The sequence below is a fragment of the uncultured Pseudokineococcus sp. genome (genome assembly GCF_947499845.1).
Lineage (GTDB): Bacteria > Actinomycetota > Actinomycetes > Actinomycetales > Quadrisphaeraceae > Pseudokineococcus.
This window is the reverse complement of sequence record NZ_CANMPM010000005.1, coordinates 85,305-111,425: the sequence shown is the minus strand read 5'-3', so window position 1 is coordinate 111,425 and position 26,121 is coordinate 85,305. Positions and strand designations below refer to the sequence as shown.

The 26,121-nt window shown below is 74.6% G+C and carries 24 protein-coding genes and 2 pseudogenes; 12 read left to right on the top strand and 14 right to left on the bottom strand.

Features of this window, described 5'->3' with window-relative positions:
• Nucleotides 1-10: 10 nt before the first annotated feature.
• On the bottom strand, nt 11-847 hold the full coding sequence (locus Q0789_RS07015) for an alpha/beta hydrolase (RefSeq protein ID WP_298803546.1): 837 nt from the start codon (nt 845-847) through the stop codon (nt 11-13).
• A 130-nt stretch (nt 848-977) separates the two neighbouring features.
• On the opposite strand from Q0789_RS07015, the gene Q0789_RS07010 reads away from it, so the two are divergent.
• Complete coding sequence (locus Q0789_RS07010) at nt 978-1,427, top strand: MarR family winged helix-turn-helix transcriptional regulator (RefSeq protein ID WP_298803544.1); 450 nt, start codon at nt 978-980, stop codon at nt 1,425-1,427.
• A gap of 218 nt (nt 1,428-1,645) precedes the next feature.
• Here Q0789_RS07010 and Q0789_RS07005 read toward each other — a convergent pair whose 3' ends face one another.
• The 7 genes and pseudogenes from Q0789_RS07005 to cysK all read right to left on the bottom strand — a co-directional run bounded on the left by Q0789_RS07005 (nt 1,646) and on the right by cysK (nt 7,405).
• A complete protein-coding gene (locus tag Q0789_RS07005) occupies nt 1,646-1,882 on the bottom strand; it encodes a hypothetical protein (protein ID WP_298803542.1) in 237 nt (78 codons plus the stop codon).
• Between the two features lie 191 nt (nt 1,883-2,073).
• On the bottom strand, nt 2,074-3,240 hold the full coding sequence (locus Q0789_RS07000) for an ATP/GTP-binding protein (RefSeq protein ID WP_298803540.1): 1,167 nt from the start codon (nt 3,238-3,240) through the stop codon (nt 2,074-2,076).
• A gap of 411 nt (nt 3,241-3,651) precedes the next feature.
• Nucleotides 3,652-3,777, bottom strand: a pseudogene (locus Q0789_RS16720) (AAA family ATPase); the annotation flags it as partial.
• Nucleotides 3,778-3,924: 147 nt separating this feature from the next.
• A complete protein-coding gene (locus tag Q0789_RS06995) occupies nt 3,925-4,770 on the bottom strand; it encodes a hypothetical protein (protein ID WP_298803537.1) in 846 nt (281 codons plus the stop codon).
• 60 nt (nt 4,771-4,830) lie between these two features.
• Entirely contained in the window at nt 4,831-5,475 is a 645-nt protein-coding gene (locus Q0789_RS06990) for a recombinase family protein (protein WP_298803535.1), read from the bottom strand.
• A gap of 323 nt (nt 5,476-5,798) precedes the next feature.
• Nucleotides 5,799-6,350, bottom strand: a complete 552-nt coding sequence (gene epsC / locus Q0789_RS06985) for a serine O-acetyltransferase EpsC (protein WP_363326062.1) — start codon at nt 6,348-6,350, stop codon at nt 5,799-5,801.
• A 125-nt stretch (nt 6,351-6,475) separates the two neighbouring features.
• A complete protein-coding gene (cysK, locus tag Q0789_RS06980; RefSeq protein ID WP_298803531.1) occupies nt 6,476-7,405 on the bottom strand; it encodes a cysteine synthase A in 930 nt (309 codons plus the stop codon).
• Nucleotides 7,406-7,746: 341 nt separating this feature from the next.
• Here cysK and Q0789_RS06975 point away from each other — a divergent pair, with 341 nt between their 5' ends.
• From Q0789_RS06975 to Q0789_RS06955, 5 genes are all read left to right on the top strand, one after another.
• Nucleotides 7,747-8,592: an aldo/keto reductase gene (locus tag Q0789_RS06975; RefSeq protein WP_298803529.1), complete on the top strand. Its 846-nt coding sequence runs from the start codon at nt 7,747-7,749 to the stop codon at nt 8,590-8,592.
• Between the two features lie 171 nt (nt 8,593-8,763).
• Nucleotides 8,764-9,354, top strand: a complete 591-nt coding sequence (locus tag Q0789_RS06970) for a molybdenum cofactor guanylyltransferase (protein WP_298803527.1) — start codon at nt 8,764-8,766, stop codon at nt 9,352-9,354.
• A 46-nt stretch (nt 9,355-9,400) separates the two neighbouring features.
• The gene (locus Q0789_RS06965) at nt 9,401-10,462 is read left to right on the top strand and encodes an NAD(P)H-quinone oxidoreductase (protein ID WP_298803525.1); all 1,062 of its coding nucleotides are present in this window, start codon (nt 9,401-9,403) and stop codon (nt 10,460-10,462) included.
• Between the two features lie 94 nt (nt 10,463-10,556).
• Nucleotides 10,557-11,069: a bacterial proteasome activator family protein gene (locus Q0789_RS06960; RefSeq protein ID WP_366917671.1), complete on the top strand. Its 513-nt coding sequence runs from the start codon at nt 10,557-10,559 to the stop codon at nt 11,067-11,069.
• Between the two features lie 65 nt (nt 11,070-11,134).
• Complete coding sequence (locus tag Q0789_RS06955; protein ID WP_298803522.1) at nt 11,135-11,683, top strand: hypothetical protein; 549 nt, start codon at nt 11,135-11,137, stop codon at nt 11,681-11,683.
• Nucleotides 11,684-11,847: 164 nt separating this feature from the next.
• On the opposite strand, the gene Q0789_RS06950 is transcribed toward Q0789_RS06955, so the two are convergent.
• Together Q0789_RS06950 and Q0789_RS06945 are read right to left on the bottom strand one after the other, a co-directional pair.
• Nucleotides 11,848-12,060, bottom strand: coding sequence for a hypothetical protein (locus Q0789_RS06950; RefSeq protein ID WP_171201367.1), 213 nt, complete (start codon nt 12,058-12,060; stop codon nt 11,848-11,850).
• A gap of 201 nt (nt 12,061-12,261) precedes the next feature.
• Nucleotides 12,262-13,098, bottom strand: a complete 837-nt coding sequence (locus Q0789_RS06945) for an HAD family hydrolase (RefSeq protein ID WP_298803514.1) — start codon at nt 13,096-13,098, stop codon at nt 12,262-12,264.
• Nucleotides 13,099-13,176: 78 nt separating this feature from the next.
• Between Q0789_RS06945 and Q0789_RS06940 the strand changes: the two genes are divergently transcribed.
• Complete coding sequence (locus tag Q0789_RS06940; protein ID WP_298803512.1) at nt 13,177-14,085, top strand: SDR family oxidoreductase; 909 nt, start codon at nt 13,177-13,179, stop codon at nt 14,083-14,085.
• Between the two features lie 183 nt (nt 14,086-14,268).
• Here Q0789_RS06940 and Q0789_RS06935 read toward each other — a convergent pair whose 3' ends face one another.
• Nucleotides 14,269-17,340, bottom strand: coding sequence for a hypothetical protein (locus Q0789_RS06935; protein ID WP_298803510.1), 3,072 nt, complete (start codon nt 17,338-17,340; stop codon nt 14,269-14,271).
• 159 nt (nt 17,341-17,499) lie between these two features.
• Nucleotides 17,500-18,321 (bottom strand): HAD family hydrolase, encoded by an 822-nt coding sequence (locus Q0789_RS06930; RefSeq protein WP_298803508.1) that lies wholly within the window; start codon nt 18,319-18,321, stop codon nt 17,500-17,502.
• A 144-nt stretch (nt 18,322-18,465) separates the two neighbouring features.
• On the opposite strand from Q0789_RS06930, the gene Q0789_RS06925 reads away from it, so the two are divergent.
• Together Q0789_RS06925 and Q0789_RS06920 are read left to right on the top strand one after the other, a co-directional pair.
• On the top strand, nt 18,466-20,277 hold the full coding sequence (locus tag Q0789_RS06925; RefSeq protein WP_298803506.1) for a choice-of-anchor I family protein: 1,812 nt from the start codon (nt 18,466-18,468) through the stop codon (nt 20,275-20,277).
• A 233-nt stretch (nt 20,278-20,510) separates the two neighbouring features.
• Nucleotides 20,511-21,107, top strand: coding sequence for a biotin transporter BioY (locus Q0789_RS06920; protein WP_298803504.1), 597 nt, complete (start codon nt 20,511-20,513; stop codon nt 21,105-21,107).
• Nucleotides 21,108-21,375: 268 nt separating this feature from the next.
• Here Q0789_RS06920 and Q0789_RS06915 read toward each other — a convergent pair.
• Together Q0789_RS06915 and arsB are read right to left on the bottom strand one after the other, a co-directional pair.
• Nucleotides 21,376-21,774: pseudogene (locus Q0789_RS06915) on the bottom strand (arsenate reductase ArsC); the annotation flags it as partial.
• Nucleotides 21,771-22,910: an ACR3 family arsenite efflux transporter gene (gene arsB / locus Q0789_RS06910; protein WP_298803500.1), complete on the bottom strand. Its 1,140-nt coding sequence runs from the start codon at nt 22,908-22,910 to the stop codon at nt 21,771-21,773. The gene arsB and the pseudogene Q0789_RS06915, both read right to left, overlap by 4 nt.
• A 141-nt stretch (nt 22,911-23,051) precedes the next feature.
• Between arsB and Q0789_RS06905 the strand changes: the two genes are divergently transcribed.
• From Q0789_RS06905 to Q0789_RS06895, 3 genes are all read left to right on the top strand, one after another.
• A complete protein-coding gene (locus tag Q0789_RS06905; RefSeq protein ID WP_298803498.1) occupies nt 23,052-23,408 on the top strand; it encodes a metalloregulator ArsR/SmtB family transcription factor in 357 nt (118 codons plus the stop codon).
• A 217-nt stretch (nt 23,409-23,625) separates the two neighbouring features.
• Entirely contained in the window at nt 23,626-25,440 is a 1,815-nt protein-coding gene (locus Q0789_RS06900; protein ID WP_298803496.1) for a PHP domain-containing protein, read from the top strand.
• Nucleotides 25,437-26,051: a hypothetical protein gene (locus Q0789_RS06895; protein ID WP_298803494.1), complete on the top strand. Its 615-nt coding sequence runs from the start codon at nt 25,437-25,439 to the stop codon at nt 26,049-26,051. Before Q0789_RS06900 ends, Q0789_RS06895 begins: the two co-directional genes overlap by 4 nt.
• The last annotated feature ends 70 nt before the right edge of the window (nt 26,052-26,121 follow it).

The window sequence follows — 26,121 nt, the reverse complement described above, 5'->3', positions numbered from 1 at the left end:
CCGGCCGGCGTCAGCGGGCGAGGAAGTCCAGCAGGGCCGCGTTGAACTCCCGCGCGTGACTCACGTTGAAGCCGTGCGGCGCGTCGTCGACGACGTGCACCTCGCTGCCGGCGATCGCCTCGTGCGTGCGCTTCCCGGAGCCCTCGAAGGGCACGACGCCGTCGCCGCCGCCGTGGAGGACGAGCGTCGGCACCGTGACCGACGGCAGGTCACCGCGGAAGTCGGTGGTGGCGAAGGCCTCCATGCACTCGAGCGTCGCCTTCTCGTCGGACTGCTCGCACAGCGCGATCGCCTGCTGGCGCTGCGCCTCCGTGACCTTGAGGTCGTCACCGACGGAGAAGAACTGGGTCGTGAACTGGTCGAAGAAGGCCGAGCGGTCGCTCTTGAGGCCGTCCTCGAACTGCTGCGCCGTGGCGTCGTCGAGCGGGCCCTCGGGGTTGTCGTCCGACTGCGCCATGTACGGCGGGACGGCGGCCGCGAAGACGACGCTGCGCAGGCGGTCCTGGCCGTGGCGGGACACGTAGCGCGCCACCTCGCCGCCGCCCATGGAGAACCCCACGAGGGTGACGTCGGTGAGGTCGAGCTCGGTGAGCAGCGCCTGCAGGTCGTCAGCGAGCGTGTCGTAGTCGTAGCCGCTGCGGGTCTTGTCGCTGCGCCCGAAGCCGCGGCGGTCGTAGGTGACGACGCGGTAGCCGGCGGCCTCGAGCGCGGGGACCTGCTCGGACCACGACTCGCCCGACAGCGGCCAGCCGTGGATCAGGACGACCGGGCGACCGGTGCCGCCCGTGTCGTCGACGTGGAGGTGCGTGTCCTTGAAGAGCCCGTGGTGGGCGGTGACCTCGGCCATGGTGCGCGTCCCCTCGCTTGACGGACCCGCTGCGGGAGCGGGTGGTGTGTCGCGCACGACGCTAACGAGGGCGACTGTGTCGCGCACGACAGGAACCCGGACGCGACGGGGGTCGCACTACCCTCCGCAGGTGGCAGCAGCGGAGAGCGAGGTCCCGGTCGACGAGCGCCTGTGCCTCGCGCTGTACCGGGCGGCCCACGCCATGGACGCCACCTACCGGGCGCTCCTCGCAGGCTCCGGCCTCACCTACCCGCAGTACACGGTGCTGTCGGTGCTGCGGCAGGACGGCCCGGCCCCGGTGATGGCGCTGGCCCGGCGCCTGGGGCTCTCGTCGAACACCGTCTCGCCGCTGCTCAAGCGGCTCGAGGCCCAGGGCCTGCTCACGCGGGACCGGGGTGCGCAGGACGAGCGCACGGTGCTCGTCGCGCTCACGGCGGCGGGGCGCGGGCTCGCGGAGGAGCTGGCCGACGTGCCGGCCCGGGTCACCGCCGCCTCGGGGCTGACCGAGGGCGAGCAGGACGACCTCGTGGTCCGCCTCCACGACCTCGCCGGGGCGCTGCAGGCCGCCACCGACCGCTGACGACCACGCCGAGAGCACGAGGCTCACTCGACCGCCCGCGCTCGACTGGCGGAGGTGCGCTCACCACCGCCGAGAGCGCAACCGTCGTCACCCTGTCGCGACCTCGGGGCATGTCAGCGCCGCCGGCGGCGTCGAGCGGCACCCCTCGGCAGCGGACGGGGCGGAGCAGTGGCCGCCCGAGGGGTCGACGCCACCCTCCGGAGCCAGCTGGGTTGACCTCACCCGAAGGACTCGGGAGCCACGATCGAGACGACGACCGCGACGACGCCGATGAGGCAGGCCCCGTAGCCGACGAGCATGGCGCTCGACCGGGCGAGGTCCGAGTCAGCCTCCACGCCCCGACGCCGCCACGCCGAGACGAGCGCCCGACCCATGTGACCGGAGAAGCGCAGGACCACGACGCCCAGCGTCACGACGGCGGCGCCGGCGACCGTCGCCTGCCAGTAGACGTCCACCGCCGCATCCTCCGCGCCAGCCGCGCGAGGCGGCCGGCCGCTCGAGGAGGCTGAACATGGACCCGCCGGCGCTCCACCTCGGCGTCGAGCGGGATCAGAACACGCCGCCGCCGGCCACGGGGAGCACCGAGACCCGCCCGGATCAAGCATCCGTCATAACACAGATTATCGGCGGCATCGCGCGAATCCGCCTAATCACGTTTAATGCGCTCAAAAATGGACGCGATAGTCGGCACCGACAATCTCGGGTTCGCGTCTTCTCCGATCTTGACCTGGCGACCACCTCGCGCCTGCAGAGCCTCGCGAAGTTGACCTAGCGTCGCCTTGCCGTGACGGAATCGGGCAGGCATGTCATCTAGTTCAGCAGCGGCCTCCCTGCTCAGTCGACCAACGTTTGGCTGTCCACCATCACCTCGCGTTCTGGCACGGTTGGCAGCCGCGACGCGTTCGTTGATCATGACCTCGAGGGACTTTTCCCGTGCATTCTTTGTCGCCTGCTCAACGAGCCGCTCAACCTCGTCACGGGCCAACCCTGTCACCGACTCGAGGTAGTCGATATCCAGGAAGTGGCTCTCGACGTCTGTGCCGACCGTAACAAACGCATGCATGCCTTCTCGTTGAAGCGCCCCGACGAAAGCAGCAACGTCGCCGTCTGACAGGTAGTCCCTATCCCGATGCACAAGAACCTTTGTGCCTGGTGCAGCATCCATGATGAAACGTCCAAGCAGAAGAGCCGCTTCCGTTTTACTGGAACCGGCGTAGGACCAGACTTGGAAGTTCTCCTCCCTAAGCCCTGAGGACGCCAAAAGCGTCCGTAGCAATTCCGTCTTCTTGTCCTCAGTGATAACAACTAGCGCCGTAGCGCCACCACGTAGTCGATCGCCGGCATCGAGCGCACCAAGGTCTAGCAACCCACTGACTCGGTCGTAGGGCTGCTCCTGCAAAATTCCCCCGCTGATCCAGTGGATAACGGCATCCAGCTTGGAGAATTCGTCCAGGAGGTGGCGCGAGTGCGTGGACAGCAGCACCTGCATGTCACCACTATCAGTGAGATCCGCCAGCAGTCGGGCGAGCCTCCGTTGATTGTCTGGATGCAGATGGGAGTCCGGTTCATCGAGGATGAGCAATTTCGGCCGGTAGACCCCCACGTAGGAAAGTACCTGCATAGCTTGGAGTACACCCGTACCCGCAGAGTCAATGGGCAGCCAGTACTGCTCTCCTCGGTGCATTCGGACCGTAATGTACTCGTCAGTCGAATGGTCGTAGGAGATGTCTAGGGACAGGTCATGAAAGACCCGCTCAAGCGACTCGAGGAATGAGGCCCAGCCCGAGACGTCCTGCTTCAGGGTCCAAAGCACGTTTCGAAAGACACTGTTCGCGTCCCCCCTTGCTGCCGCTCTCCGGACGATCCCTGGCGCCCTGTACTCCTCGACGGAGGGGATACCCGCCAGCCCCGGTGCCACAACGCTGAAGGGACGGTCGAGTCGTTCTAGTTCTGTACCCAACCGCCGACCCGAGAGGCGAATGGAGATGTTCTTATTTTTACCGCGACTAACGGACAACTTCGTATCGCCCAGGACGTCATCAATGAGACTAATCTGTATTGAAGTAGCGGTCTCCTGCCTCAGGCTTCCACCGGCCGCAAGGGCGTGCACGTCTCTTAGTGGGGTGTAGATGAGCTGCTGCGACGAGAGAGTGCCGCTCCGGTCGTCCCCCTTCCAGGGTGAGACCCCATCGATAGAAAGGCTCTGACACACGGAGGTCAGGAACTGGGTCGCCTGTAACGCACTACTCTTACCTGCGTTATTCGGTCCCACGAGCACAGTCAGTTTTCCCAGCGGCAACGTAATATCACTAAGAGACTTAAATCGCTGCACCTGAACGCTGGTCAGCATTGGTAACCTCTTTCCATGCACGGGTGGCCGTGAACGTCATCCTCAATCGGCCGCGCTAATGCCCCGCGGCGCTCAATGGACCCGACAGTCAAGCCCTACATGATCGAAGGACTGCTGTGAGCGCAGGTGCGCCGAACCGGCGCGGTCCTAGATCAATGGCTTTGCCAGTCCGGTGATAACCCCCCCATGCTTAAAGCGCCACTCCGCGAAGATCGGCCCGGGCGTGTCGAAGTTGCACTCGACTGTTTCAGGCAGGCGCCCGACATCGGCATCACGAATGCCGTGAGACCACAAGGCGAGCATGCATCCCACCTGACTTGGCACGATCATGACTAGATTGTCCACAACTGGGTCGTCGGCTGCCCGACCATAAGGCTGATACACAAAGCGGGCCCTTTCCGCCACAGTGAAGTCGCTGATCAGCCCCTCGCGTGCCAATCCAGTCAATGCTTCACCCAGAGCATTCACCGGGTCAATGTCCGTGGGGTGCTGCAGCACCTCGGCAGCCGAAGGTAACGGCGCGAAGAGCGTGCGCAACTGGAGGTACGTCGACTCGCCGTAGTCGTCGCTGGCGCCTGAAGTTCCTAGCGCCGCATAAACAGCGTGGTGCAATCGTATCTGGCTAAAAGGCAGGCGTGCTACCAGATCGACGTAGTACGAGGCTCGGTCGTCGTCGCCCGCTTGCGTCCGCGATCCGGCCAACAGTCCTGCCAAGTACTCCTGCATCACGTCGTCGTTGATGAAGGAGCCGTCTTGCAACAGGCGGTAGGCCACCCGCGCGTTCACAACAGCTGGCTGGTCAAGTTGGCTCCCGAGCCGCTTCGCTGCTTTTCTAGCCACCTTGGCGGCATTGTGACGTCGATAAGCCTCTGACCAGTTCGCGCCCACCTCGTCTGCCAGAGGGCCGAACAGCCGGGTCAGCACCTTCGTGTCACTGACCTCCTTACCTACCGCCTTGGCCACCACCATGCCGCCTGTGAGCGCAGGGTCCACGTTGACCTCCTTTTGAGACATCCTCAGCACAGAGTGCATGACTCGGCCGCTCCGCGAGGTTCATACCTTCGCGTCGCCGCGGCCGCCCGCTCCTCGATCCGGGACCGCATCGCCGACCTCGTCTGTCGGCCGGGGCGGTGGCTCGACTCCGTCGGCCAGGACGGTGCGGTAGAGGGTGGCCCTGCTGACGCCGAGGTCCTTGGCGACCGAGGTGACCGTGGCGCCGGGGCGGGCGAGCAGCGCCCGGGCGGCCTCGACCCGCGCCGGGGTCATGACGGTGGGTCGGCCTCCGACGCGGCCGCGGGCGCGGGCGGCCTCGAGGCCGGCGAGGGTGCGGTCGCGGATGAGCTGGCGCTCAAAGTCAGCCAAGGCACCGAAGATCGAGAAGACCAGGCGCCCGCCGGCGGTGGTGGTGTCGATGGACTCGGTCACAGAACGGAAGCCCACTCCCCTGCCCTCGAGCTCGGTGATCGTTGCGAGCAAGTGCGGCAGCGACCGGCCGAGGCGGTCCAGGCGCCAGACCACGAGGGTGTCCCCCGGCAGCAGCCGCTCGAGGAGCCGGGCGAGCTCGGGCCGGTCGTCACGGCCACCGGAGGCGACGTCGGCCCAGACCTGCGCGCACCCGGCCGCGATCAGAGCGTCGGTCTGCATCGAGGGGTCTTGCGCGGTGGTCGAGACCCAGGCGTAGCCGAGGGCGTGTCCCATGGCTCGGGAGCGTACGGAAACCCCCCGACATGGGTTGCGCGACACAGAGGTTTCGGACACGAGTTCTGGACGCCACTCCCCCGGCATGTCGCCCGGCCGGCGCAGCTGTCGCTCAAACGATGGAACAAGCCGCAGAGTGAGGGGCTGTTGCCGCGACCACTGAGGCAGGACCTTGGAACTTGCAGGTGAGGTCGATCGTCGGCGATGGCGGCGCGGGCGGTATCGCTGGCGCGACGGGCGGCGGGATCGACGCCAAAAGGGACGAGCCGTCCCGGCCGGACCCGCGACGGCAGGCCGGAGGGCGCGACGAGCGGCTGGATCCGTCAGATCCAGATGGCCGGGTCGACGTCGTCGTGGGCCGCAGCCGCGGGCGCCCGCTCGACGACCCGCCCGGGGACGCCGACGACCACGGCACCGGCCGGCACGTCGCGCACGACGACGGCGTTGGCGCCCACCTGGGCGCCCGCGCCGACGACGACGGCGCCGAGGACGCGCGCCCCCGCGCCGAGCGTCACGCCGTCGTGGACCGTCGGGTGGCGCTTGCCCCGCTGGAGGCTGCGGCCGCCCAGCGTCACGCCGTGGTACATCATCACGTCGTCGCCCACCTCGGCGGTCTCGCCGATGACGACGCCCATCCCGTGGTCGACGAAGAAGCGGCGCCCGATCGTCGCGCCGGGGTGGATCTCCACGCCCGTCACCGAGCGCGAGACGTGGCTGAGGACGCGCGCGGGCAGCCGCCCGCCGGGGTGCTGCCAGAGCCGGTGCGACAGCCGGTGCACCCAGACGGCGTGCAGCCCGGGGTAGGCGAGGAAGAGCTCCGCCCGGCCACGGGCGGCCGGGTCGCGCCGGGCGGCCGTGTCCAGGTCCTCGCGCAGCCGCTCGCGCCAGGTGAGCCGGTCGTCGGGGACGTGCGGCGCCGGGGCGGGCGCGCCCTGGACGCCGGCGACCGCCGGGACGCGGCGGGCGCCCCGGCGGTCGGAGGTCGTCGTCACGGGGCGGCTCACTCCATGAGGTCGGAGTAGAGGATGGTCGAGAGGTAGCGCTCGCCGAAGGACGGGATGATCACGACGATCGTCTTGCCCTCCATCTCGGGGCGCTTGGCCACCTCGACGGCGGCGTAGAGCGCCGAGCCGGAGGAGATGCCGGCGAGGATGCCCTCCTCCGCGGCGGCGCGGCGGGCCCAGCGCACCGAGGTCTCCGCGTCGACGTCGACGACCTCGTCGTAGACGTCGGTGTCGAGGATCCCCGGCACGAAGTTGGCGCCGATGCCCTGGATCTTGTGCGGCCCGGGCTGGCCGCCGTTGAGGATCGGCGACTCCGCCGGCTCCACGCCGACGACCCGCAGGCCCGGCTTGCGCGCCTTGAGGACCTGGCCGATGCCGGTGATGGTGCCGCCCGTGCCGATCCCCGCGACGACGACGTCGACCTCGCCGTCGGTGTCCTTCCAGATCTCCTCGGCGGTGGTCTGCCGGTGGATCTCCGGGTTGGCCTCGTTCTCGAACTGTCGCGCGAGCACCGAGCCGTCCTCGGCCGCCAGCTCCTCGGCCTTGGCGACGGCGCCGCGCATGCCCTCGCTGCCCGGGGTGAGCACGAGCTCGGCGCCGTAGGCGCGCAGCAGGGCGCGGCGCTCCTTCGACATCGTCTCGGGCATGGCGAGCACGACCTGGTAGCCGCGGGCGGCGCCCGTCATGGCCAGCGCGATGCCCGTGTTGCCGCTCGTCGCCTCGACGATCCGGCCGCCCGGCTTGAGCTCGCCCGAGCGCTCGGCGGCGTCGACCATCGCGATGCCGATGCGGTCCTTGACGCTGCTCGAGGGGTTGTAGAACTCGAGCTTGGCCGCCACGGTCGCGCGGGCGCCGTCGGTGATGCGGTTGAGGCGCACGAGGGGCGTGCCGCCCACGAGCTGCGTGACGTCGTCGTAGATGGGCACCGGAGGGCTCCTCGGCAGGTCGGGGTCAGGTCCCGTCCCGATGCTTCCCGACCGGGACGGTGCTGCTCGGTGGATGCAAACGCACGAGGGGGCGGACGGCGTCCCCGGGACGCCGCTCGTCTCACGGGCTGGGACACCTCTCGCCCGGTCGGGGGGCGCGGGAACACCGCGGGGCGAGGGCTGTTGGGGCGGGGGTGCGCCGGTCACGGCGCGGTCACGGCGCGGCCGGCCCTCGACGGGCCGCACCGCCCCGGCTGCGCCAGGCTCGACCGGCAGCCCGCGCCCGGCCCGCTGCGCCGGCGCGCGGGAGACGAGCACGACGAGCGAGAAGGAGCACCCCTGTGGCTGTCCCCACCATCACGCTGAACGACGGGCGCGCCATCCCCCAGCTGGGCTTCGGCGTCTTCCAGATCGAGCCGGAGAACACCGAGCAGGCCGTCCTCACCGCCTTCGAGGCGGGCTACCGCCACATCGACACGGCGGAGATGTACGGCAACGAGAAGGAGGTCGGCGCGGCCGTCGCGTCCTCCGACCTCGACCGCTCGGACGTGTGGATCACGAGCAAGCTCAACAACGGCTTCCACCGCCCGGACGACGCGGAGCGGGCGATGGACCGGACCCTCGCCGACCTCGGCACCGACCACGTGGACCTCTTCCTCATCCACTGGCCGCTGCCGACGCAGTACGACGGCGACTACGTGTCGACGTGGAAGGCCCTGGAGAAGTTCAAGGCCGACGGCCGCGCCCGCTCGATCGGCGTGTCGAACTTCCAGGTCGACCACCTCGAGCGCCTGGCCCGCGAGTGCGACGTCGTCCCCGCGGTCAACCAGATCGAGGTGCACCCGTACTTCACCAACGAGGCGGTGCGCGCCTACGGCAACGAGCACGGCATCGCGACCGAGGCCTGGTCGCCCATCGCGCAGGGCGGGGTGCTGAAGGACCCGGTCATCAGCGAGATCGCCGAGCGCGTGGGCAAGAGCACCGCGCAGGTGACGCTCGCGTGGCACATCGCCCGCGGCGACATCATCTTCCCGAAGTCGGTGACGCCCGAGCGCGTGCGCGCCAACTTCGACATCTTCGACGTCGGCCTCACGGAGGAGGACGTCCGCCGCATCACCGCGCTCGACAAGGGCGAGGACGGCCGCACGGGCCCGAACCCCGACACGTTCGACATGATCCCGAGCTGACGACCGGGTGAGGTCCCGGGCGGCGCGCCGCCCGGGACGACCTGCTCGTCGCTGGTGGCTGCGCACGCCTCACCAGCGGCGGACAGGTCCGGCAGCACGACGACGAGGGCGGGACCGCACGCGCGGTCCCGCCCTCGTCCGCGTCTGCGCCCCCTCGGGCAGGCTGGGCGGGTGCAGGCAGGGGTGGGCGTCGTCGTCCTCGCGGGAGGCGCGTCGCGGCGCTTCGGGGCCGACAAGCTCGCCGCCGACCTCGGCGGACGACCGGTGCTGGCCCGGTGCCTCGACGGCGTCGCCGCGGCGCTGCCGGGGGCGCCGGTCGTCGTCGTCGGACCGCCGTCGCGGCGTGACGGGGCGGGCGGAGCGGACGTCGTCCTCGAGGACCCGCCCGGCTCCGGCCCGGCGGCGGGCGTCGTCGCAGGCGCGCGTCACCTGGCGATGACCGCGGCCCCGGACGTCGTCGCCGTCGTCCCCGGCGACGCCCCGTGGGCGGGCGAGGCCCTGCCGCTCCTCCTCGCCGCCCTGGACGACCCGGCGGCGGGCGCCGCCGTCGCCGTCACCCCCGACGGCCGCCGCCAGCACCTCCTCCTCGCCGTCCGCGCCGCGCACCTGACCGCTCTCGACGCGCCGGCGCTCGTCGGGGCGCCCGCGCGGGCCCTGGTCCACGGCCTCCACGTGGTGGAGGTCCGGGTGGGCGACGCGGTCGCCCTGGACGTCGACGACCCGGCGGCGCTGGAGCGCGCCCGGCGGCGCCTCCCCCGGTAGCCCCGCCCGGGTGTGGCCGTCGGACCCCCGTGCGAGGGTGGCGGACGTGCGAGCAGCCGTCGTCCGCGAGCCCGGTGGGCCCGACGCCATCGAGGTCACCGAGGTCGCCGACCCCTCGCCCGGCCCCGGCGAGGTCGTCGTCGAGGTGGCCGCCGCCGGCGTCAACCGGGCCGACGTCATGCAGCGCCAGGGCCACTACCCGCCGCCGCCCGGCGAGCCCGAGACCCTGGGCCTGGAGTGCTCCGGCACCGTCGCCGAGCTCGGCGAGGGCGTCGAGGGGTGGTCCGTCGGCGACGAGGTGTGCGCGCTGCTCGCGGGGGGCGGCTACGCCGAGCGCGTCGTCGTCCCCGCCGGCCAGCTGCTGCCCGTCCCGCGGGGCGTCTCCCTCGTCGACGCGGCCGCGCTGCCGGAGGTCGCCTGCACCGTCTGGTCCAACGTCTTCATCTCCGCCGGCCTGCGCGAGGGCGAGCTCCTCCTCGTGCACGGCGGCGGCAGCGGCATCGGCACCTTCGCCGTCCAGCTGGCTCGGGCCTGGGGGGCGCGCGTGGCCGTGACGGCGGGCAGCGCCCGCAAGCTCGACGCGTGCCGCGAGCTCGGCGCCGAGGTGCTCGTCGACTACACGCAGCAGGACTTCGTCGAGGAGGTGCGCGCCGCCACCGACGGCCGCGGCGCCGACGTCGTCCTCGACGTCGTGGGTGCGACGTACCTCGAGCGCAACGTCGCGGTGCTCGCGCCGAACGGGCGCCTCGTCGTCATCGGCATGCAGGGCGGCCGGCGCGCCGAGCTCGACCTCGGGGCGCTGCTGGCCAAGCGCGCCGCCGTGATGGCGACGTCGCTGCGGGCGCGGCCCCGCGAGGAGAAGGCCGCGATCGTCGCCTCGGTCCGCGAGCACGTGTGGCCCCTCGTCGAGGAGGGGCGGGTGCGCCCCGTCGTCCACGAGCGGATGCCGCTCGACGACGCCGCCCGCGCCCACGCCGTGCTCGAGGAGTCCTCGCACATCGGCAAGGTGCTGCTGCTGGCGCGCCCGGACGACGCCCCGGACGGCGCGGACGGCTCCGGCACGGGCGGCGGCGCCCTCGACGACCACGACCTCGGGAGCACCTCATGAGCGGAGGCAGGGCATGACCCAGGGACCGCAGGACGGCCAGGGGCAGCGCCCCGGCCCCGACCAGCAGGGGCAGGACCAGCACCCCGTCGTCGTCATGACGCAGCAGGGCATGGGCGTCGCCGGCGGCGACGCGCCCAACCCGGCCGAGCAGGTCGAGCGGCCCGACAAGGTCATGCGCATCGGCAGCATGGTCAAGCAGCTGCTCGACGAGGTGCGCAGCGCGCCGCTCGACGACAAGGGCCGCGCCCGCCTCGCGGAGGTGCACCAGCGCTCCCTCGCCGAGCTGGAGGACGGCCTGGCCCCCGACCTCGTCGAGGAGCTGCGGCGCATCTCGCTGCCCTTCTCCCCCGACGAGGCGCCCAGCGACGCCGAGCTCCGCATCGCCCAGGCCCAGCTCGTCGGCTGGCTGGAGGGCCTCTTCCACGGCATCCAGACCGCCGTCTTCGCCCAGCAGATGGCGGCGCGGGCGCAGCTCGAGCAGATGCGGCGCGCGCTCCCCGGCGGCCAGGGCGGCCAGGGCGCCCGCCCCGGTGGGCCCGTCCCCCCGGTGGCGCAGGGGCAGCCGGGCGCGCAGCCCGGCCAGCCGGGCACCGGTCAGTACCTCTGACGGCGGCGGGCGGAGCCGCGTGAGCGCCGACAGGCGACGCGCGTGAGCGCCGACAGGCGACGCGCGTGAGCGCCGGGGAGCGCTCGTCGCCGTGGTGGGGGCGCCTGGCGCCCGGGCTCGTGCGGCGCCGCGAGGAGCGAACCCTCGAGGCCGCGCTCGGCGAGGGCGTGTGGCGCCGGGCCCACGACCGCGTGCACCGCTCCGTCGACCGCTACCACCAGGTCCTCGACGGCGTGGCCGCCGACGGCGCCGACGACCCCGGTGCCCGGGTGGCGCAGGCCCTGGCGGGCACGGGCACCGAGCTGGTCGCCGTCCTCGACGAGGTGCGCGACCTCGCGCTGGCGGCGCAGCGGGCTGCCCCGAGCCAGGGCCTCGACGTCCCGGCCGTGCCCGCGTCGGCGGGACTCCCGGACGAGCTGCACCGCAGGCTCTCGCGCGTCGGCACCGCCGTGGCCACCGCCGCGGAGGCCGCCACGATGGCGCGGGTCAGCCTCCGCGGCGCGCGGCCCGACGTCGCCCTGGAGCGCGCCGGTGCCGCGGCGCGCGCGGCCGTGACGGCGCGCCGTCACCTCGGCGTGGAGCAGGCCCCGCCGTCCGGGGACGGCGGGGCCTGAGGCCACGCACGACGCTGTCCGCCCCCACGGCGACGTGCGGCCATGTCGCCCCTTACGGCGTGGCGAGGGCGCGTGGCCATCTCGCCCACGTCGCTGACCAGACGGCGACCTGTGGCCATGTCGCCCTGCGGGCGCGCGGCGCGGGCCGGGGCCCGGCGGGGACGTCAGCGGGCGGCGCCGTCGTCGTCGCGCTGCGCGTAGTAGCGGCCGGGCTCGCCGCGGCGGCGCAGCCCGTCGCCGACGTCCTCGCCGACGCGCCCCGTGGTGCGGCGCGGGTCGTCGGGAAGCTCGCGGTGGTCCGCGGGCCCGTAGAAGAAGGTGAGGGCGCCGAGCGCCCGGTCGCGGAGCCTGGGCCTCGCGGGTCCCGTCGTGGTCATGGTGGCCTCCATCGCGCGTCCGGCAGGCTGCGTGCCGCGGCGCGTCGAGCCGGTGCGGCACGCCGGGCCGGCGGGAGCAGGGCCGGACCCTCAGTGGAGCACCGCCCACCGGGGGCTGCCACCGGTCGCCCGGGGCACCCACCCCCGGACCGGGTCGCGCCGGGCCTGGTGGCCGGCCGGGGTCCAGCGGCGCGCTCGCGGTCAGACCCCGAGGAGCTCCTCGACGACGCGGGCGACGCCGTCCTCCGCGCACGGCGGCGCCGTCGCCGCGGCGGCGGCGACCGCCTCGGGGTGACCGCCCGCCATCGCGTAGCCGCGGCCGGCCCAGCGGAGCATCTCGACGTCGTTGGGCATGTCGCCGAACGCGACGACGTCCTCGCGGGCGACGCCGAGCGACGCCGCGTGGGCGGCGAGCGCGACCGCCTTGCTGACGCCGACGGCGCTCACCTCGATGAGCGGGCTGTCCGGGCTCGAGTGCGTGGGGTGGGCCAGGCCGCCGAGCTCCTCGCGCGCCACCGCGAGCAGCTCCTCGGAGGTGCCGGCCTCCCGGCGGACGAGCACCTTGAGGACGACGGGGTCGGGGTCGAGCAGCTCGGGCAGCTCGCCGACCTCGACCTCCCGGCCGCCGTCGAAGCGCACCAGGTAGCCGGGCTCGCGCCGGAAGCCGGCGAGCGTCTCGACCGCCACGGCGAGGCCGTCGAGGCGGCGCCGGAGGCGGGCCACCGCCTCGAGCGCGTCCGCGGGGGCGAGCCCGGTGGCCGACAGGACGCGGCGCGCCCCGGCGTCGTAGACGAGCGCGCCGTTCGCGCAGATGGCCGTGCCGGTGTGCCCGGTCTGCTCGGCCACCGGGTCCAGCCAGACGACGGGGCGCCCGGTGACGAAGACGACGTGGACGCCCGCGGCCCGGCAGGCCGAGATCATCGCGAGGGTCCGCGGCGAGGCCAGGCCGCCCGGGCCCAGCAGGGTCCCGTCGAGGTCGCTGGCGACGAGCCGCACCCGCCCGGTCGGCGCCGGTCCCGCACCCGTCGCCGTCGCCACGGCCCGCATCCTGCCGTGGCCGGCTCGCGGGCCACCGTCCGGGTCGCCGCACCGCGCCCGCGACCCCAGGGTGGAGACATGGCCGAGACCCCCCAGACCACCCAGAACACCTTCCGCGACCCGACGACCGCCTACCCGCAGCCCGAGCAGCCCCAGCAGGACCAGGCGGCGCCGGGTCTCGCCCGCGACATGGGCCCGAAGCCCGACCACGGCGAGGACACCTACGTCGGCTACGGCCGCCTCACCGACCGGGTCGCCGTCGTCACGGGCGCCGACTCGGGCATCGGCCGCGCCGCCGCCATCGCCTACGCCCGCGAGGGCGCCGACGTCGTCCTGTCGTACCTGCCGTCGGAGGAGGAGGACGCGCAGGAGGTCGTCCGCCTCGTCGAGGCCGCCGGCCGGCGCGCCGTCGCCGTCCCCGGTGACCTGTCGCAGGAGGCGGCGAACACCGAGCTCGTCGAGCGCGCCGTCGCCGAGCTGGGTCGCATCGACGTCCTCACCGTCGTCGCGGGCAAGCAGACGGCGGTCGACGACATCGCCGACCTCACGACCGAGCAGTTCGACGAGACCTTCCGCACCAACGTGCACGCCCTGTTCTGGGTGACGAAGGCCGCTGTGCCGCACATGGAGCCGGGCTCCAGCATCATCACGACGTCGTCGGTGCAGGCCTACCAGCCCTCGCCGAACCTCCTCGACTACGCGCCCACGAAGGCCGCGATCAACGCCTACACGAAGGCGCTCGCGGGGCAGCTGGCGCCCAAGGGCATCCGCGTCAACGCCGTGGCGCCGGGGCCGTTCTGGACGCCGCTGCAGGTCTCGGGCGGCCAGCCGCCGGAGGCGCGGCCGGAGTTCGGCGCGCAGACGCCGCTCGCGCGCGCCGGCCAGCCGGCCGAGCTCGCCGCGGCCTACGTGCACCTCGCGTGCCCCGAGTCGAGCTACACCACGGGCTCGACGTACTCGAGCACGGGCGGCATGCCCACGCCCTGACCTCCCACCCCGCACCACGACGCGCCGGTCGGCCCCTCAGGGGTCGACCGGCGCTGTCGTTCCCGCATTCTGTCGACAGATCGACGCCCGGCGCACACTCTCCCCGCACTTCGTCGACGAAACGCCCCTCAGGGGCGCTCTCTCGCGGCGATGTGCCGACGACGTGCCCTCCCCGAGGCCAGGTCACCCGACGACGGCGCCGGCCTCGCGCCGCGCGAGGTCGCGGCCGTAGACGTCGAGCAGGCCGTTGGCGTCGCCGTCGACGAGCGGCAGCACCGTGCCGACGAGCACCCGGTCGGCGCCGAGCACGAGCACGCGGCCGTACTCCGCCGGTGTGACCGAGCCCGACGTCGAGGGCGCCACCGAGCCGTCGGCCCGCGAGGTGACGAGGCGCAGCTCGCCGGTCGTGAGGTCGCGGCGGTAGTGGTCGGTGCGGCGGTTGCCGTCCTCGGCCAGCAGGGGCGCCGCCGTCGCGACGAAGCCGTAGCGCCCCGTGGGGTCGAGCCCGAGCTGGTGCTCCCAGGCCGCCGTCTGGCCGGTGCCGAGCGGGTCGAGGTCCCCGGTCACGAGGTCCTTGCGGTAGGCGAGCCCGGTCGACCACGACGTCGTCGGCGCCGCCGGCTCGGCCGCCGTGCTGAAGGCGACGTAGCGACCGTCGTCGCTCACGGCCACGTCGCCCGTGTCGCGGAAGACCGACACCTCGACGGGCGTCGAACCGGCCCGCGGCGCGGTGGACGCCACGAGCAGCTCCCCCGTGACGAGGTCCTTGCGCACGAGGACGAGCGGGCGCCCCGAGGCCTGCGCGGGGAAGACGGCGTACCGGCCGTCGGGGGTCACCTCGAGCGCCGGGCCGGTGGCGCGCAGCGGCGTCTCCCCGCCGGTCGACGACGTCGACACGCGCCGCACCTGCCCGGTCGTCAGGTCCTTGGCGAAGACGTCGGCGACGCCGTTGCGGTCGTCGGGCACGAGGTCGGGGCGGGCGGACAGGAAGAGCACGGTTGAGCCGTCCGCCGTCATGGCCAGGCCCGGGCTCCGCGCGTCGACCGACGAGCCGGTCGGCAGCAGCACGCCGGCCGTCGAGGACGACGCACCGCCGGCGGCCGGGGCGCTGACGAGCACCAGCACCCACTCGCCCGTCCGCAGGTCGAGGCAGTAGGCGTCCAGGAGGCTGTTGCGGTCCTCCGGCACGAGGCGCGCCGTCGTCGACAGCGCGAGGTAGCGGCCGTCCTCCGAGATCACGACGGCGCTCGCGTTGGTGCTGTCCGTCGACGCCGAGCCCCACGAGGCCGGCAGCGGCGCCACGCGCCGGCTCGTGCCGCGGGCCCGGTCGAGCAGGTGGAGCTCGGGGGCGGCGTTGGTGTCGCCCGCCTCGAGCCGGGCGGCGGTGCTGACGACGACCCAGCGGCCGTCGCGGGTGGCCGCGAGCCCCGCGCCCGTGGCGGTGCCCGAGCCCTCGGTCGGCGGGACGAGGGGCAGGTAGGGCGGCACGGAGGACGGGACGCGCACCCGCACGACCGCACTGGTCGGCGAGGCGCTGCCCGCCGCGTCGACGGCCACGACGACGACCTCGACCTCCGCGCCCTCCGCGAGCCCGGTGAGGAGGACCTCGGTCGCCCCCGGCACGAGGGCCACGAGCTCGCCGTCGACGAGGACGCGGTGCTCCACGACGTCGTCCTCGAGCGGCGCGGCCCACGAGACGGCGACCTCACCGGGCCGCTCGCCGGGGACGGCCACGACCCCCGACGGCGCGGACGGCGCGAGGTCCCGGGGCGTGCCGGTGACCGGCTGGTGCGCGGCGGAGACGTTGCCGGCCGCGTCGACGGCGAGGACGACCACCGAGCGCTCCACGCCGGGCTGGAGGTCCTCGAGGCGGGCGCGCAGCGGCGACCCGGCCGGCACCTCCGCGGCGAGGACGCCGTCGAGCACGACGCGGTAGACCACCGCGTCGCCCACGGGCGACCAGGTGACCTCGAGGGCCCGGTCGAGCTCGGCGACGGCGACGCCCTCGACGACCGCGGGCGGGACGTCGTCGTGCGGGGTGACGGCGACGGGCGCGCTGGGCGTCGAGCGGTCGCCCGCGCGGTCCACCGCGACCACGCGGTAGGTCACCTCGACGTCGTCGGCGAGGTCGGTCAGGCGCACCGTGGTCGCGGGCGCGTCGACGCGGGCGACGACGACGCCGTCCGCGTCGACGACCTCGTAGCCGGCGAGCGCGCGGTCGGTCACGGGCTCCCACGACAGCTCGGCGGAGCGGTCGCCGGGGCGGGCGACCACGCCGTCGACGGCGCCGGGCGGGGTGAGGTCGAGCGGGACGACCTCGACCGGCGGCGAGGAGGCGGCCGAGGCGTTGCCGTGCCCGTCGACCGCGACGAGGGCGTAGCGGTAGGTGCGCCCGACCTCGAGCCCCGTCGCCGTCCACGACGTCGTGCCGGCCGGCAGCACCGCGACGACGACCCCGTCCTGCAGCACGCGCACGGCCGCGAGGTCGACGTCGGTCCCCGGGTCCCACGTGAGCGAGGCGCTCTCGTCGCCCGCGACGCCGCGCAGCCCGGTGGGCACCGCCGGCGCGGTGAGGTCGGTCGGGGTCGCGCCCACCGCGGGCGACGACGCCGCGGAGCGGTTGCCGGCCGCGTCGACGGCGACGAGGGAGTAGCGGTACGTCCGGTCGTTGACGAGCCCCGTGTCGGTCCAGCTGGTCACCGCGGCGGGCAGCACGGTGACGCGGACGCCGTCGCGCAGCACCTCCACGGCCGTCCGGTCCGTGTCGGACGCCGCGTGCCAGGCCAGGGACACCTGGGAGTCGCCGCGGACGGCGACCAGCCCGGTCGGCACCGGCGGCGGCGCGTCGTCGACCGGCACGCCCGTCACCGCCCCCGAGCGCATGGACTCCAGGCCGTTCGTGCCGCGCGCGCTGACGGCCACGGAGTACGAGCGGCCGTTGACGAGCCCGCTGAGGCGCGTCGTGGTCGTGCCCGCCGGCACCGTCGCGGCGAGGTTCCCGTCGAGGTAGACGCGGTACTCCCGCAGCGTGCTGCCGGTCGTGACGGCGTCCCACCGGACGACGAGGGCCCTGTCCGTGGGGGTGAGGGCCACCCCGCGGGGCATGCCCGGGGGGAAGAGGACCTCGCCGAGCACGAGCTCGGTGGGCCCGAGCGCCACCGGGACCCCGGGAGGGCCCGGGGCGACGGAGCCGGCCGACGGCTCGGAGGAGCCACCGCCCGGCAGGAGCGCCACGAGCGCCGTGAGGGCGGCCACGGCGAGGGCGGCCCTCAGGGGTCGGAGGGCGGGCGGCGCGGGGCGGCGGGCGCAGCGCGACGGGCGGGGTCCACACCCGCTCGTCGTCTCCCCGGGCGAGGGGCAGGAGCCTCCGCGGGGCGCGTCCCCCGGTCGGAGGACGCGGGCGCCCCGCTCGGCTCAGCGCGGCAGCGTCGCGAGCACGGCGGCGGCGCCGTCCTCGAGCACCGAGCCGGTGACCTCGTCGGCCGCCTCGCGCACCTCGGCGGGCGCCTGGCCCATGGCGACGCCGCGGGCCGCCCAGCGGAGCATCTCGAGGTCGTTGCGCCCGTCGCCCATGGCGAGGGTGTGGGCGCGGTCGACGCCGAGGCGCCCCCGCACGACCTCCAGGGCGCTGGCCTTGCTCACGCCCTCGGGCGCGAGGTCCAGCCACGCCGTCCAGCCGACGGAGTAGTTGACGCCCTTCAGGCCGAGGCGCGAGGTGATCTCGAGGAAGTCCTCGGGCGTGTGCTCGGGGCTGCGGACGACGACGCGGGACGCCGGCGCGTGCAGCAGCTCCTCGAAGGGCACCTGCGTGATGCGCCCGGTGAGCTCGTGCTCCGGGAAGCGCCCGGCCACCTTGAAGCCGACGCCGACGTCCTCGACGGCGAACGCCGCCTCGGGCAGGTCCTCGACGAGCAGCCGCAGCACGGGGGCGACGTCGAAGGTGACGACGTCGGTGAGCTCGTGGCCACCCGGCAGCTCGGGGTCGACCTTCACGATGACGGCCCCGTTGCTGCACACCATCGGCGAGACGTAGGGCTTCGCGGCGGCGTCGCCCGAGCCGGTGAGGCCCAGCCAGCCGAGCACCGGGAAGGCGCTGTCGAGCGAGCGCCCCGTCGCGACGACGACGTGGTGGCCGGCGGCGACGACGTCCTGCACGGCGTCGCGGACGGCCGGCGACAGCACCTCGTCGTGGTCGATGAGGGTGCCGTCGACGTCCAGGGCCACGAGCCAGCGCATGTCTCGACAGTACGTCGGCGCCCTCGCCGCCCGCGGGGGCCGTCCGGGTGGGGCGCGGGGGCCCGCCGAGCCGTCGCCGCGGGGCCACCCCCGCGCCACGCGCCCGTCGCCGGTCGGCCACCTGCGGGCGGTGGGGTCGCGCGCATGCCGACCCGCTCCCCCTCCCGCCGCCGCACCCTCGCCGCCCTCGCCTGCGGCGCCGCCGCCGGCCCGCTCCTCCTCGGGGTGCCGGCCGCCGCCGCCGCGCCCGACGCCGGCGCACCCCTCGGTCCCGTCGCCGCCGACGTCCGGGCCCCCGGCGCCGAGGTGCACCTGTCCGTGCTGGGCCGGTACTCCTCCGGCGCCTTCGCGCAGTCGGCCGCCGAGATCGTGGCGCACGACCCGGGCACGCACCGCGTCTTCGTCGTCAACGCGCTGAACGGTCGGCTCGACGTGCTCGACGCCTCGGACCCGGCGGCACCCGTGCTCGAAACGACCGTCGCCTTCGCGGCCGGCGAGGTGCCCAACTCGGTCGACGTGCGCGACGACGGCCTCGTCGCCGTCGCCGTCGAGGCGCCGCGGAAGACCGACCGGGGCCGCCTGGTGCTCCTCGACGGCCGCGCCGAGCAGCCGCGCCAGGTGGGGTCGGTGCGCGTCGGCGCCCTGCCCGACATGGTCACGTGGACGCCGGACGGGCGGACCGCGCTCGTCGCGAACGAGGGCGAGCCCGCGGCGCCGGGCGACGACGGGTTGGAGGACGCCCCGGAGCGGCCCGGCTACGCCGCCGACCCGGTGGGCTCGGTGAGCGTCGTCGACGTCGTCGCCCGCGGCGGCGACCTCGACCGGCTCCGCGTGCGCGCCCGCACCGCCGGCTTCGAGCGCTTCGAGGCCCGCCGCGACGAGCTCGTGGCCGCCGGCCTGCGGCTCACCGGCCCCGACGCCGCGTCGCTGCGGCTGGCACGGAACCTGGAGCCCGAGTACGTCACCGTGGCCGACGACGGCCGGACGGCCTGGGTCGCGCTGCAGGAGAACAACGCCCTCGCGCGGCTCGACGTCGTCCGCGGCCGGATCACCGACGTCCTACCCCTCGAGCGCGTCGACCACTCCCGCCCCGGCCACGGCATCGACCCCTCCGACCGGGACGGCGTCGCCGACGTCCGCCCCGTGCCGGTCACGGGCCTGCAGATGCCCGACGGCATCGCCTCCTACACGGCCGCCGACGGCGAGACCTACGTCGTCACGGCGAACGAGGGGGACGGTCGCGGCTGGGGTGACGAGGACACCTGGCGCGAGACCGGCGGCTTCTCCGACGAGGCCCGCGCGAAGGACCTCGGCGAGGACGGCCTGCCGCCGCTGTGCGCGACCTCCCCCGCCGCGGGGCGCCTCGGCGACGCCGACCTCGGCCGCCTGACGGTCTCCTGGCCCGACGGCCTGTCCGCCGACGGGTCCTGCGTCCAGGACCTGCACGCCTTCGGCTCGCGCTCGGTGTCGGTGCTCGACGCCGACGGCCGCAGGGTGTGGGACTCGGGCGACCAGCTGGAGCGCCTCGTCGCGCAGGCCCTGCCGGACCACTTCAACGCGGACCACGAGGAGGCGACCTTCGACGGTCGCAGCGACAACAAGGGGCCGGAGCCCGAGGGCGTCACGGTCGGGCGGGTGACGACGGCGTCGGGCGAGGAGCGCGTCTACGCGTTCGTCGGCCTCGAGCGGGTCGGCGGCGTCGTCGTCGGCGACGTGACCGACCCCCGCGACGTCCGCTTCGTGCAGTACCTCAACCCGCGCGACCTCACCGTGGACACCGAGCTCGACGACGACGACCAGCCGCCCGCCGGCTGGGAGGCCGCCGGCGACTTCGGCCCCGAGGGCCTGGCCTTCGTCGCCGCCGAGGACAGCCCGCTGCCCGGGGTGCCGCTGCTCGTCGTCGGCAACGAGGTCTCGGGCACGACGACGCTCCTGCGCCTCGACGTCACGGGCTGAGGCGCGCGGCGGGCGCCGACGGCGGAGCCGTCCATGGACGACGACGGCGGAGCCGTCCACGAGCGTGACCGTGCACGGTCACGCTCGTGGACGTCTTCCGCTGTTCGGAGGTGGCGGCTGTCCGGGGTCGAGGGCTGCGCGGGGGCGGAGGGCGGCCCGGCCTCTGCCAGGATCGGCGCCTGTCCGACCCGCCGCCGGCGCCCCGACCCGCCGGCCGACCGCTGGAGCCGCCCGTGTCCTCCGCCGCCCTCCCCGCCGGCGCCCGCCCCGGCCTCGTCCTCGCCGACCTGCTGCCCGGCGCCCGCACCCGCGACGTCGCGCTCGTCGTCGGCGGCGTGCTCGGCATGGCGCTCATGGCCCAGGTGGCCGTGCCCGTGCCCGGCTCGCCCGTGCCGATCACCGGCCAGACCCTCGGGCTCGTGCTCGTCGCGGCCGCCCTCGGCCCCGTGCGCGCCGTGTCCGTCATGGGCGTCTACATCCTCGCCGCCCTCGTCGGCCTGCCCTTCTACTCCGAGGCGAGCGGCGGCTACGAGGCCGTCGTCGGCGCGACGGGCGGCTACGTCGTCGGCTTCGTGCCGGCGGCCTACCTCGTCGGGCTCGCGGCGCGCCACGGCGCGGACCGCCGCTTCCTGCGCGCGCTGCCGCTCTTCGTCGCCGGCCAGCTCGTCGTCTTCGCCGTCGGCGTGCCGTGGCTCGCGGTGACGACGGGGATGAGCGCGTCGGAGGCCCTCGCCGCCGGCTTCGTCCCGTTCCTCCTCGGCGGCGCCGTCAAGGCCGCCGTCGCCGGCGCCGTCCTGCCGGGCCTGTGGAGGCTCGTCGGCCGTCGCTGACGCCGCTGCACGCGCGAGAGGCCGCCACCCGAGCTCGGGTGGCGGCCTCTCGCGCGTGGTGCGGGTCTCGTCGCGGGTCCGCTCCGACGCCGTCGGCGGGGCGGACCCGACACCTCCTGTCTACTCCCCGTCCACCGAGGAGGGAAGAGCCGACCGGGGGTGACCTCGCTCACAGGCCGCCGGCGTCACCGCCCCGGAGCAGGCCGGCGGTGGACCCGCGGCGCGGCCAGCCCCGCCCTCCGTCCACCGCTGCCGCCTCGGCCGACGGCGGCAGCAGGTCGGCGAGCAGCGCCTCGACGCGGCGGCGGATCTCGTCGCGGATGGGCCGGACGGCCTCGATGCCCTGGCCCGCCGGGTCATCGAGGGCCCAGTCCTCGTAGCGCTTGCCCGGGAAGACCGGGCACGCGTCGCCGCACCCCATGGTGATGACGGCGTCGGAGGCCTGCACCGCCTCGGTGGTGAGGACCTTCGGCCGCTCGGCGGTGATGTCGACGCCGACCTCGGCCATGGCCTCCACGGCGGTCGGGTTGATCTGCTCGGCGGGCATCGAGCCGGCGGACCGGACCTCGACGGCGCCGCCGGACAGGGCGGTGGTGAAGCCCGCCGCCATCTGGCTGCGGCCGGCGTTGTGGACGCAGACGTACAGGACGCTGGGGCGCTCGCTCATCGGGTCTCCTCGGCTCGGGGTCGGCTGGTGGCTCCGGCGGGGGCGGTCGGGTCGCCGGGGAAGAAGCGCCGCCCCGCCCACAGGGCGACGTAGACGAGGGCGACGAGCACGGGCACCTCGATGAGGGGGCCGACGACGCCCGCGAGCGCCTGCCCCGAGGTGGCGCCGAAGGTGCCGATGGCCACGGCGATGGCGAGCTCGAAGTTGTTGCCGCTCGCGGTGAAGGCGAGCGTCGACGTCTTCGCGTAGCCCAACCGCAGGCGCATCCCCAGCAGGAACGCCCCGGCGAACATCAGCACGAAGTAGGCGAGCAGCGGCAGGGCCACCCGCGCGACGTCGAGCAGGGCCGACGTCACGGCCTCCCCCTGCAGGGCGAAGAGCACGACGATCGTGAAGAGCAGCCCGTAGAGGGCGACCGGCCCGATGCGCGGGAGGAAGCGGCCCTCGTACCAGTCGCGCCCCTTCGCGCGCTCGCCCAGCGTCCGCGTGAGGAAGCCCGCGACGAGCGGGACGCCGAGGAAGACGAGCACCGAGACGACGATCGCCCCCACGGAGAACTCCGCGGACGCCGTCCCCAGGCCGAGCCAGCCCGGCAGGACCTGCAGGTAGAACCAGCCCAGGCCGGCGAAGGCGAGGACCTGGAAGACCGAGTTGATCGCGACGAGCACCGCGGCGGCCTCGCGGTCCCCGCACGACAGGTCGTTCCAGATGAGGACCATGGCGATGCACCGCGCCAGGCCCACGACGACGAGGCCCGTGCGCAGCTCGGGCTGGTCGGGCAGCAGGAGCCAGGCCAGGGCGAACATCAGCGCGGGGCCGACCACCCAGTTGAGGACGAGCGACGCCACGAGCAGGCGCCGGTCCCTGGTGACGCGGGCGGTCTCGGAGTACCGGACCTTCGCCAGCACCGGGTACATCATGAGCAGCAGGCCGACCGCGATCGGGAGGCTGACCTCGCCGACCGTCACCGCCTGGAGGGCGTCGCCGACGCCCGGCGCGAGCCGCCCCAGCAGCAGGCCGAGGGCCATGGCGAGCACGATCCACACGGGCAGGAAGCGGTCGAGGACGGACAGGCGCGCGACGACCGGGGCGTCCGGCGGCGCGGGTCGGACGGTCTCGGCGACGGCGTCGCTCACGGGCAGCTCCGGGGTCGGGCCGGGTGGCCGGCGGCGGGTCGGCGCGGTCGACCAGCAGGATCGACCGACGTCGATGCTGCCGGGCGAGGGCGACCGGCGTCAACATCGACACCCGTCGATGCCGCGGGCTAGCCTCCGGCGGTGAGCACGACAGCCGCGCCGGTCCGCGACGCCGCGACCTGCTGCGCCGCACCGCTGACGGCCGCGCCGCTGGACGCCGACGAGGCCGCCCGCCTGGCGCACGTCCTCAAGGCCCTGGCCGACCCCGCGCGCCTGCGGCTGCTCTCGCTCGTCGCCGCCGCCGACGGCGCCGAGGCCTGCGTGTGCGACCTCACCGAGCCCGTCGGGCTGAGCCAGCCGACGGTCAGCCACCACCTCAAGACGCTCGTCGACGCCGGCCTCCTGACGCGCGAGCGGCGCGGCTCGTGGGCCTTCTACGCGCTCGTGCCGGGCGCCCTCGACGCCGTCGCCGGCGCCCTGCAGCACCCCGGTCGCTGAGCGCGCGGTCGTCGCGGCGGGGTCCCCGCGAGCGGTCCGTCGGCGGGTCCGGTACCCGGAGCCACGTGTTCGCCAGGTCGTCGCCCGGCGCCCGCCCACTGCCCGCCCGACGTCCACCGCGCGAGGACGACGCTGCCGTCGCATCCGCCCCGCCGCCGCGCGCCCCCCTGGTCCTGCGACGCCGACGGCCGGGCACCCAGCGCACAGCGGAGGACCCATGTCCGGATCGCACCACGGCGCCCACAGCCACTCGCACGGCGACCACGCCCACGACCACCCGCACCAGCACGGCCACCCCCACACCCACGAGGCGACGCCGGTCGAGGGCGGCGTCCTCGGCGAGGCCGTCGACCTCACCGTCCCGGACGCCGAGCTGAGCCCGGCCGCGCTGAGCCGCCGCGGCGTCCTGCGCGGCGCCGGCCTGCTCGGTGCGGGGCTGTCCGCCGCCGGCGCGGTCGGTGCCGCGAGCCCGGCCGCCGCCGTCGGCCGTCCCGGCGGGGACCGCCCCGGCGAGCGCTACCAGTGGCTCGCCGGCGACCACCACATCCACACGCAGTACAGCCCCGACGCGATGTACCGGGTCAGCGACCAGGTGCGCGCCGCGAACCAGTACGGCCTGGACTGGATGGTCATCACCGACCACGGCGGCGAGACGCACGCCCGCATCGGGGTCGAGAAGACGAACCCGGACATCCGGGCGGCGCGGCAGGCCAACCCCGACGTCCTCGTCTTCCAGGGCCTGGAGTGGAACATCCCCTCGGCCGAGCACGGCACCGTCTTCGTCGCGCCGGGGCCGAACGAGGTCTCCGTCCTCCAGCAGTTCGAGCAGGGCTACGACGGCAGCGTCCGCGGCGCGAGCAGCAGCTCGCCGGCCAACGAGGCGCTCGCCGTCGCCGGGCTCACCTTCCTCGCCCAGCAGGTGCGCGACGGGCGGACGCCGGACGCGCTCATGCTCGCCAACCACCCGGCGCGCAACGGCGTCGACTCCCCCCACGAGATCCGCGGCTGGCGCGACGCCCCGGGCCGCATCGCGATCGGCATGGAGGGCGCTCCCGGCCACCAGGCCGCCGGCATCCCCGCCGACGCGCTCGGCCCCGGCTCGGCGCGCGGCTACTACGGCAACTCCCCCAGCGCGAACAGCTTCGCGGGGTACCCGCTGGAGAGCTACCGCACGTGGGGCGGCTTCGACTGGATGACGTCGACGGTCGGCGGCCTGTGGGACAGCCTGCTCGCCGAGGGCCTGCCGTGGTGGGTCACGGCGAACTCCGACAGCCACTCCGTCTACGGCGACTGGTCGGTCAACCCCACCGGCAACGACCGGACCGCGACGGGCCCCGACGGGCGCGTCTTCGAGGTCGACGGCCTCTACAGCGACCCGGTCTACGGCGGGCAGATCCAGACGGGCAGGGGCGACTTCTGGCCCGGCTTCTACAGCCGCACCCACGTCGGCGTGCCCCGCGCCGGCTACCGCCAGGTGATGGCGGCCATGCGTGACGGCCGGGTGTGGGTCGACCACGGCAGGCTCGTCGACGCCGTCGACGTGCGCGTGCGCGCGGTGACGGCGACGTCGCGGGAGTCGACGCTCGGCGGCTCGCTGCGCGTCCGGCAGGGCGACGACGTCGAGGTGACCATCACCGTGGCCCTGGCCTCCGGCCCGAACTGGGCGACCTTCCGGCCCGAGCTGGCACGGGTCGACCTCATCGTCGGCCAGGTCACCGGGGCGGTCACGGACCGCGACGTCTTCACGACGCCGACCACGCGCGTCGTCCAGTCCTTCGACACCACCGGCGTGCGGGCCCAGGGCGGCACGGCGTCGTTCACCTACACGGTGCGCGACGTCGGCGGCCCCTTCTACGTCCGCTTCCGCGGCACCGACGGCAAGCGCTCGCAGGTCGGCATCTACGGCGCGGCCGTGGACCCGCAGGGTCCGGCTCTCGACGTCGAGGGCGACGCGGACCCGTGGGAGGACCTGTGGTTCTACACGAACCCGGTCTTCGTCGTGCCCGAGGGCCGGCCGCGCGGGCGCCGGTGACGACGACCAGCACGCGCCCGGCGTCCCCTCCTGCGGGGGCGCCGGGCGCTCGGCCGTCCGACGACGCCGGGGACGAGGGGCCGGCGCGCCACGTCCTCGGCCTGCTGACGCCGCACCTGCGCCGACCGGCCGAGGTGGACCACGCCGCCGCGCTCGTCGCCGCGGTGCCCGGGCTGCCGACCGGCGCCCTGGTGGGGAGCACGCTGGTGCCGGGCGCCCCGCAGCACCTCGGTCTCGTCGTCCTCACGCCCTCGCCCCTGCCCGAGGAGGTGGCGCTCGCCGTGGCGACGGCCGCGGGCGCCGACGGGGCCGGGACGCACGTGGCCGAGCGGGCGACCTCGGGGGTGGTCGACCGCGTCGCCGTCTTCCCCGGGCGGGAGCACCTCGTCGGGGTGCTCGCGGCGCGTGACCTCCTGGCCGCGAGCGCGGTGGAGGCGCTCGTCGGGCTCGGCGGCCTCGCCCTCCCGGCGGACGCCGTCGTGGACACCCGCGCCCACGTCCGCCCCCGGCTGGCGGACGGCCGGCTCGTCCTCGACGTCCAGCCCTCCCGCGGCGGCCGGTGGGTGCCGTTCGAGCCGCCCGTCCAGCACTCCTGCTGCAGCGCGCACTGACGGGCGGGGGCACGGGCCGAGAGCTGTGCGCCGAGGACGCGGTGCGCCGCGTCCTCGGCGCACAGCCCTC

What these genes read in the sequence shown, in the direction of transcription:
- Q0789_RS07015 (WP_298803546.1), bottom strand. Translation starts at nt 847, where the DNA reads ATGGCCGAGGTCACCGCCCACCACGGGCTCTTCAAGGACACGCACCTC.
- Q0789_RS06940 (WP_298803512.1), top strand. Translation starts at nt 13,177, where the DNA reads ATGGCCGAGACCCCCCAGACCACCCAGAACACCTTCCGCGACCCGACG.
- Q0789_RS06930 (WP_298803508.1), bottom strand. Translation starts at nt 18,321, where the DNA reads ATGCGCTGGCTCGTGGCCCTGGACGTCGACGGCACCCTCATCGACCAC.
- Q0789_RS06950 (WP_171201367.1), bottom strand. Translation starts at nt 12,060, where the DNA reads ATGACCACGACGGGACCCGCGAGGCCCAGGCTCCGCGACCGGGCGCTC.
- Q0789_RS06990 (WP_298803535.1), bottom strand. Translation starts at nt 5,475, where the DNA reads ATGGGACACGCCCTCGGCTACGCCTGGGTCTCGACCACCGCGCAAGAC.
- Q0789_RS06925 (WP_298803506.1), top strand. Translation starts at nt 18,466, where the DNA reads ATGCCGACCCGCTCCCCCTCCCGCCGCCGCACCCTCGCCGCCCTCGCC.
- Q0789_RS06900 (WP_298803496.1), top strand. Translation starts at nt 23,626, where the DNA reads ATGTCCGGATCGCACCACGGCGCCCACAGCCACTCGCACGGCGACCAC.
- Q0789_RS06960 (WP_366917671.1), top strand. Translation starts at nt 10,557, where the DNA reads ATGACGCAGCAGGGCATGGGCGTCGCCGGCGGCGACGCGCCCAACCCG.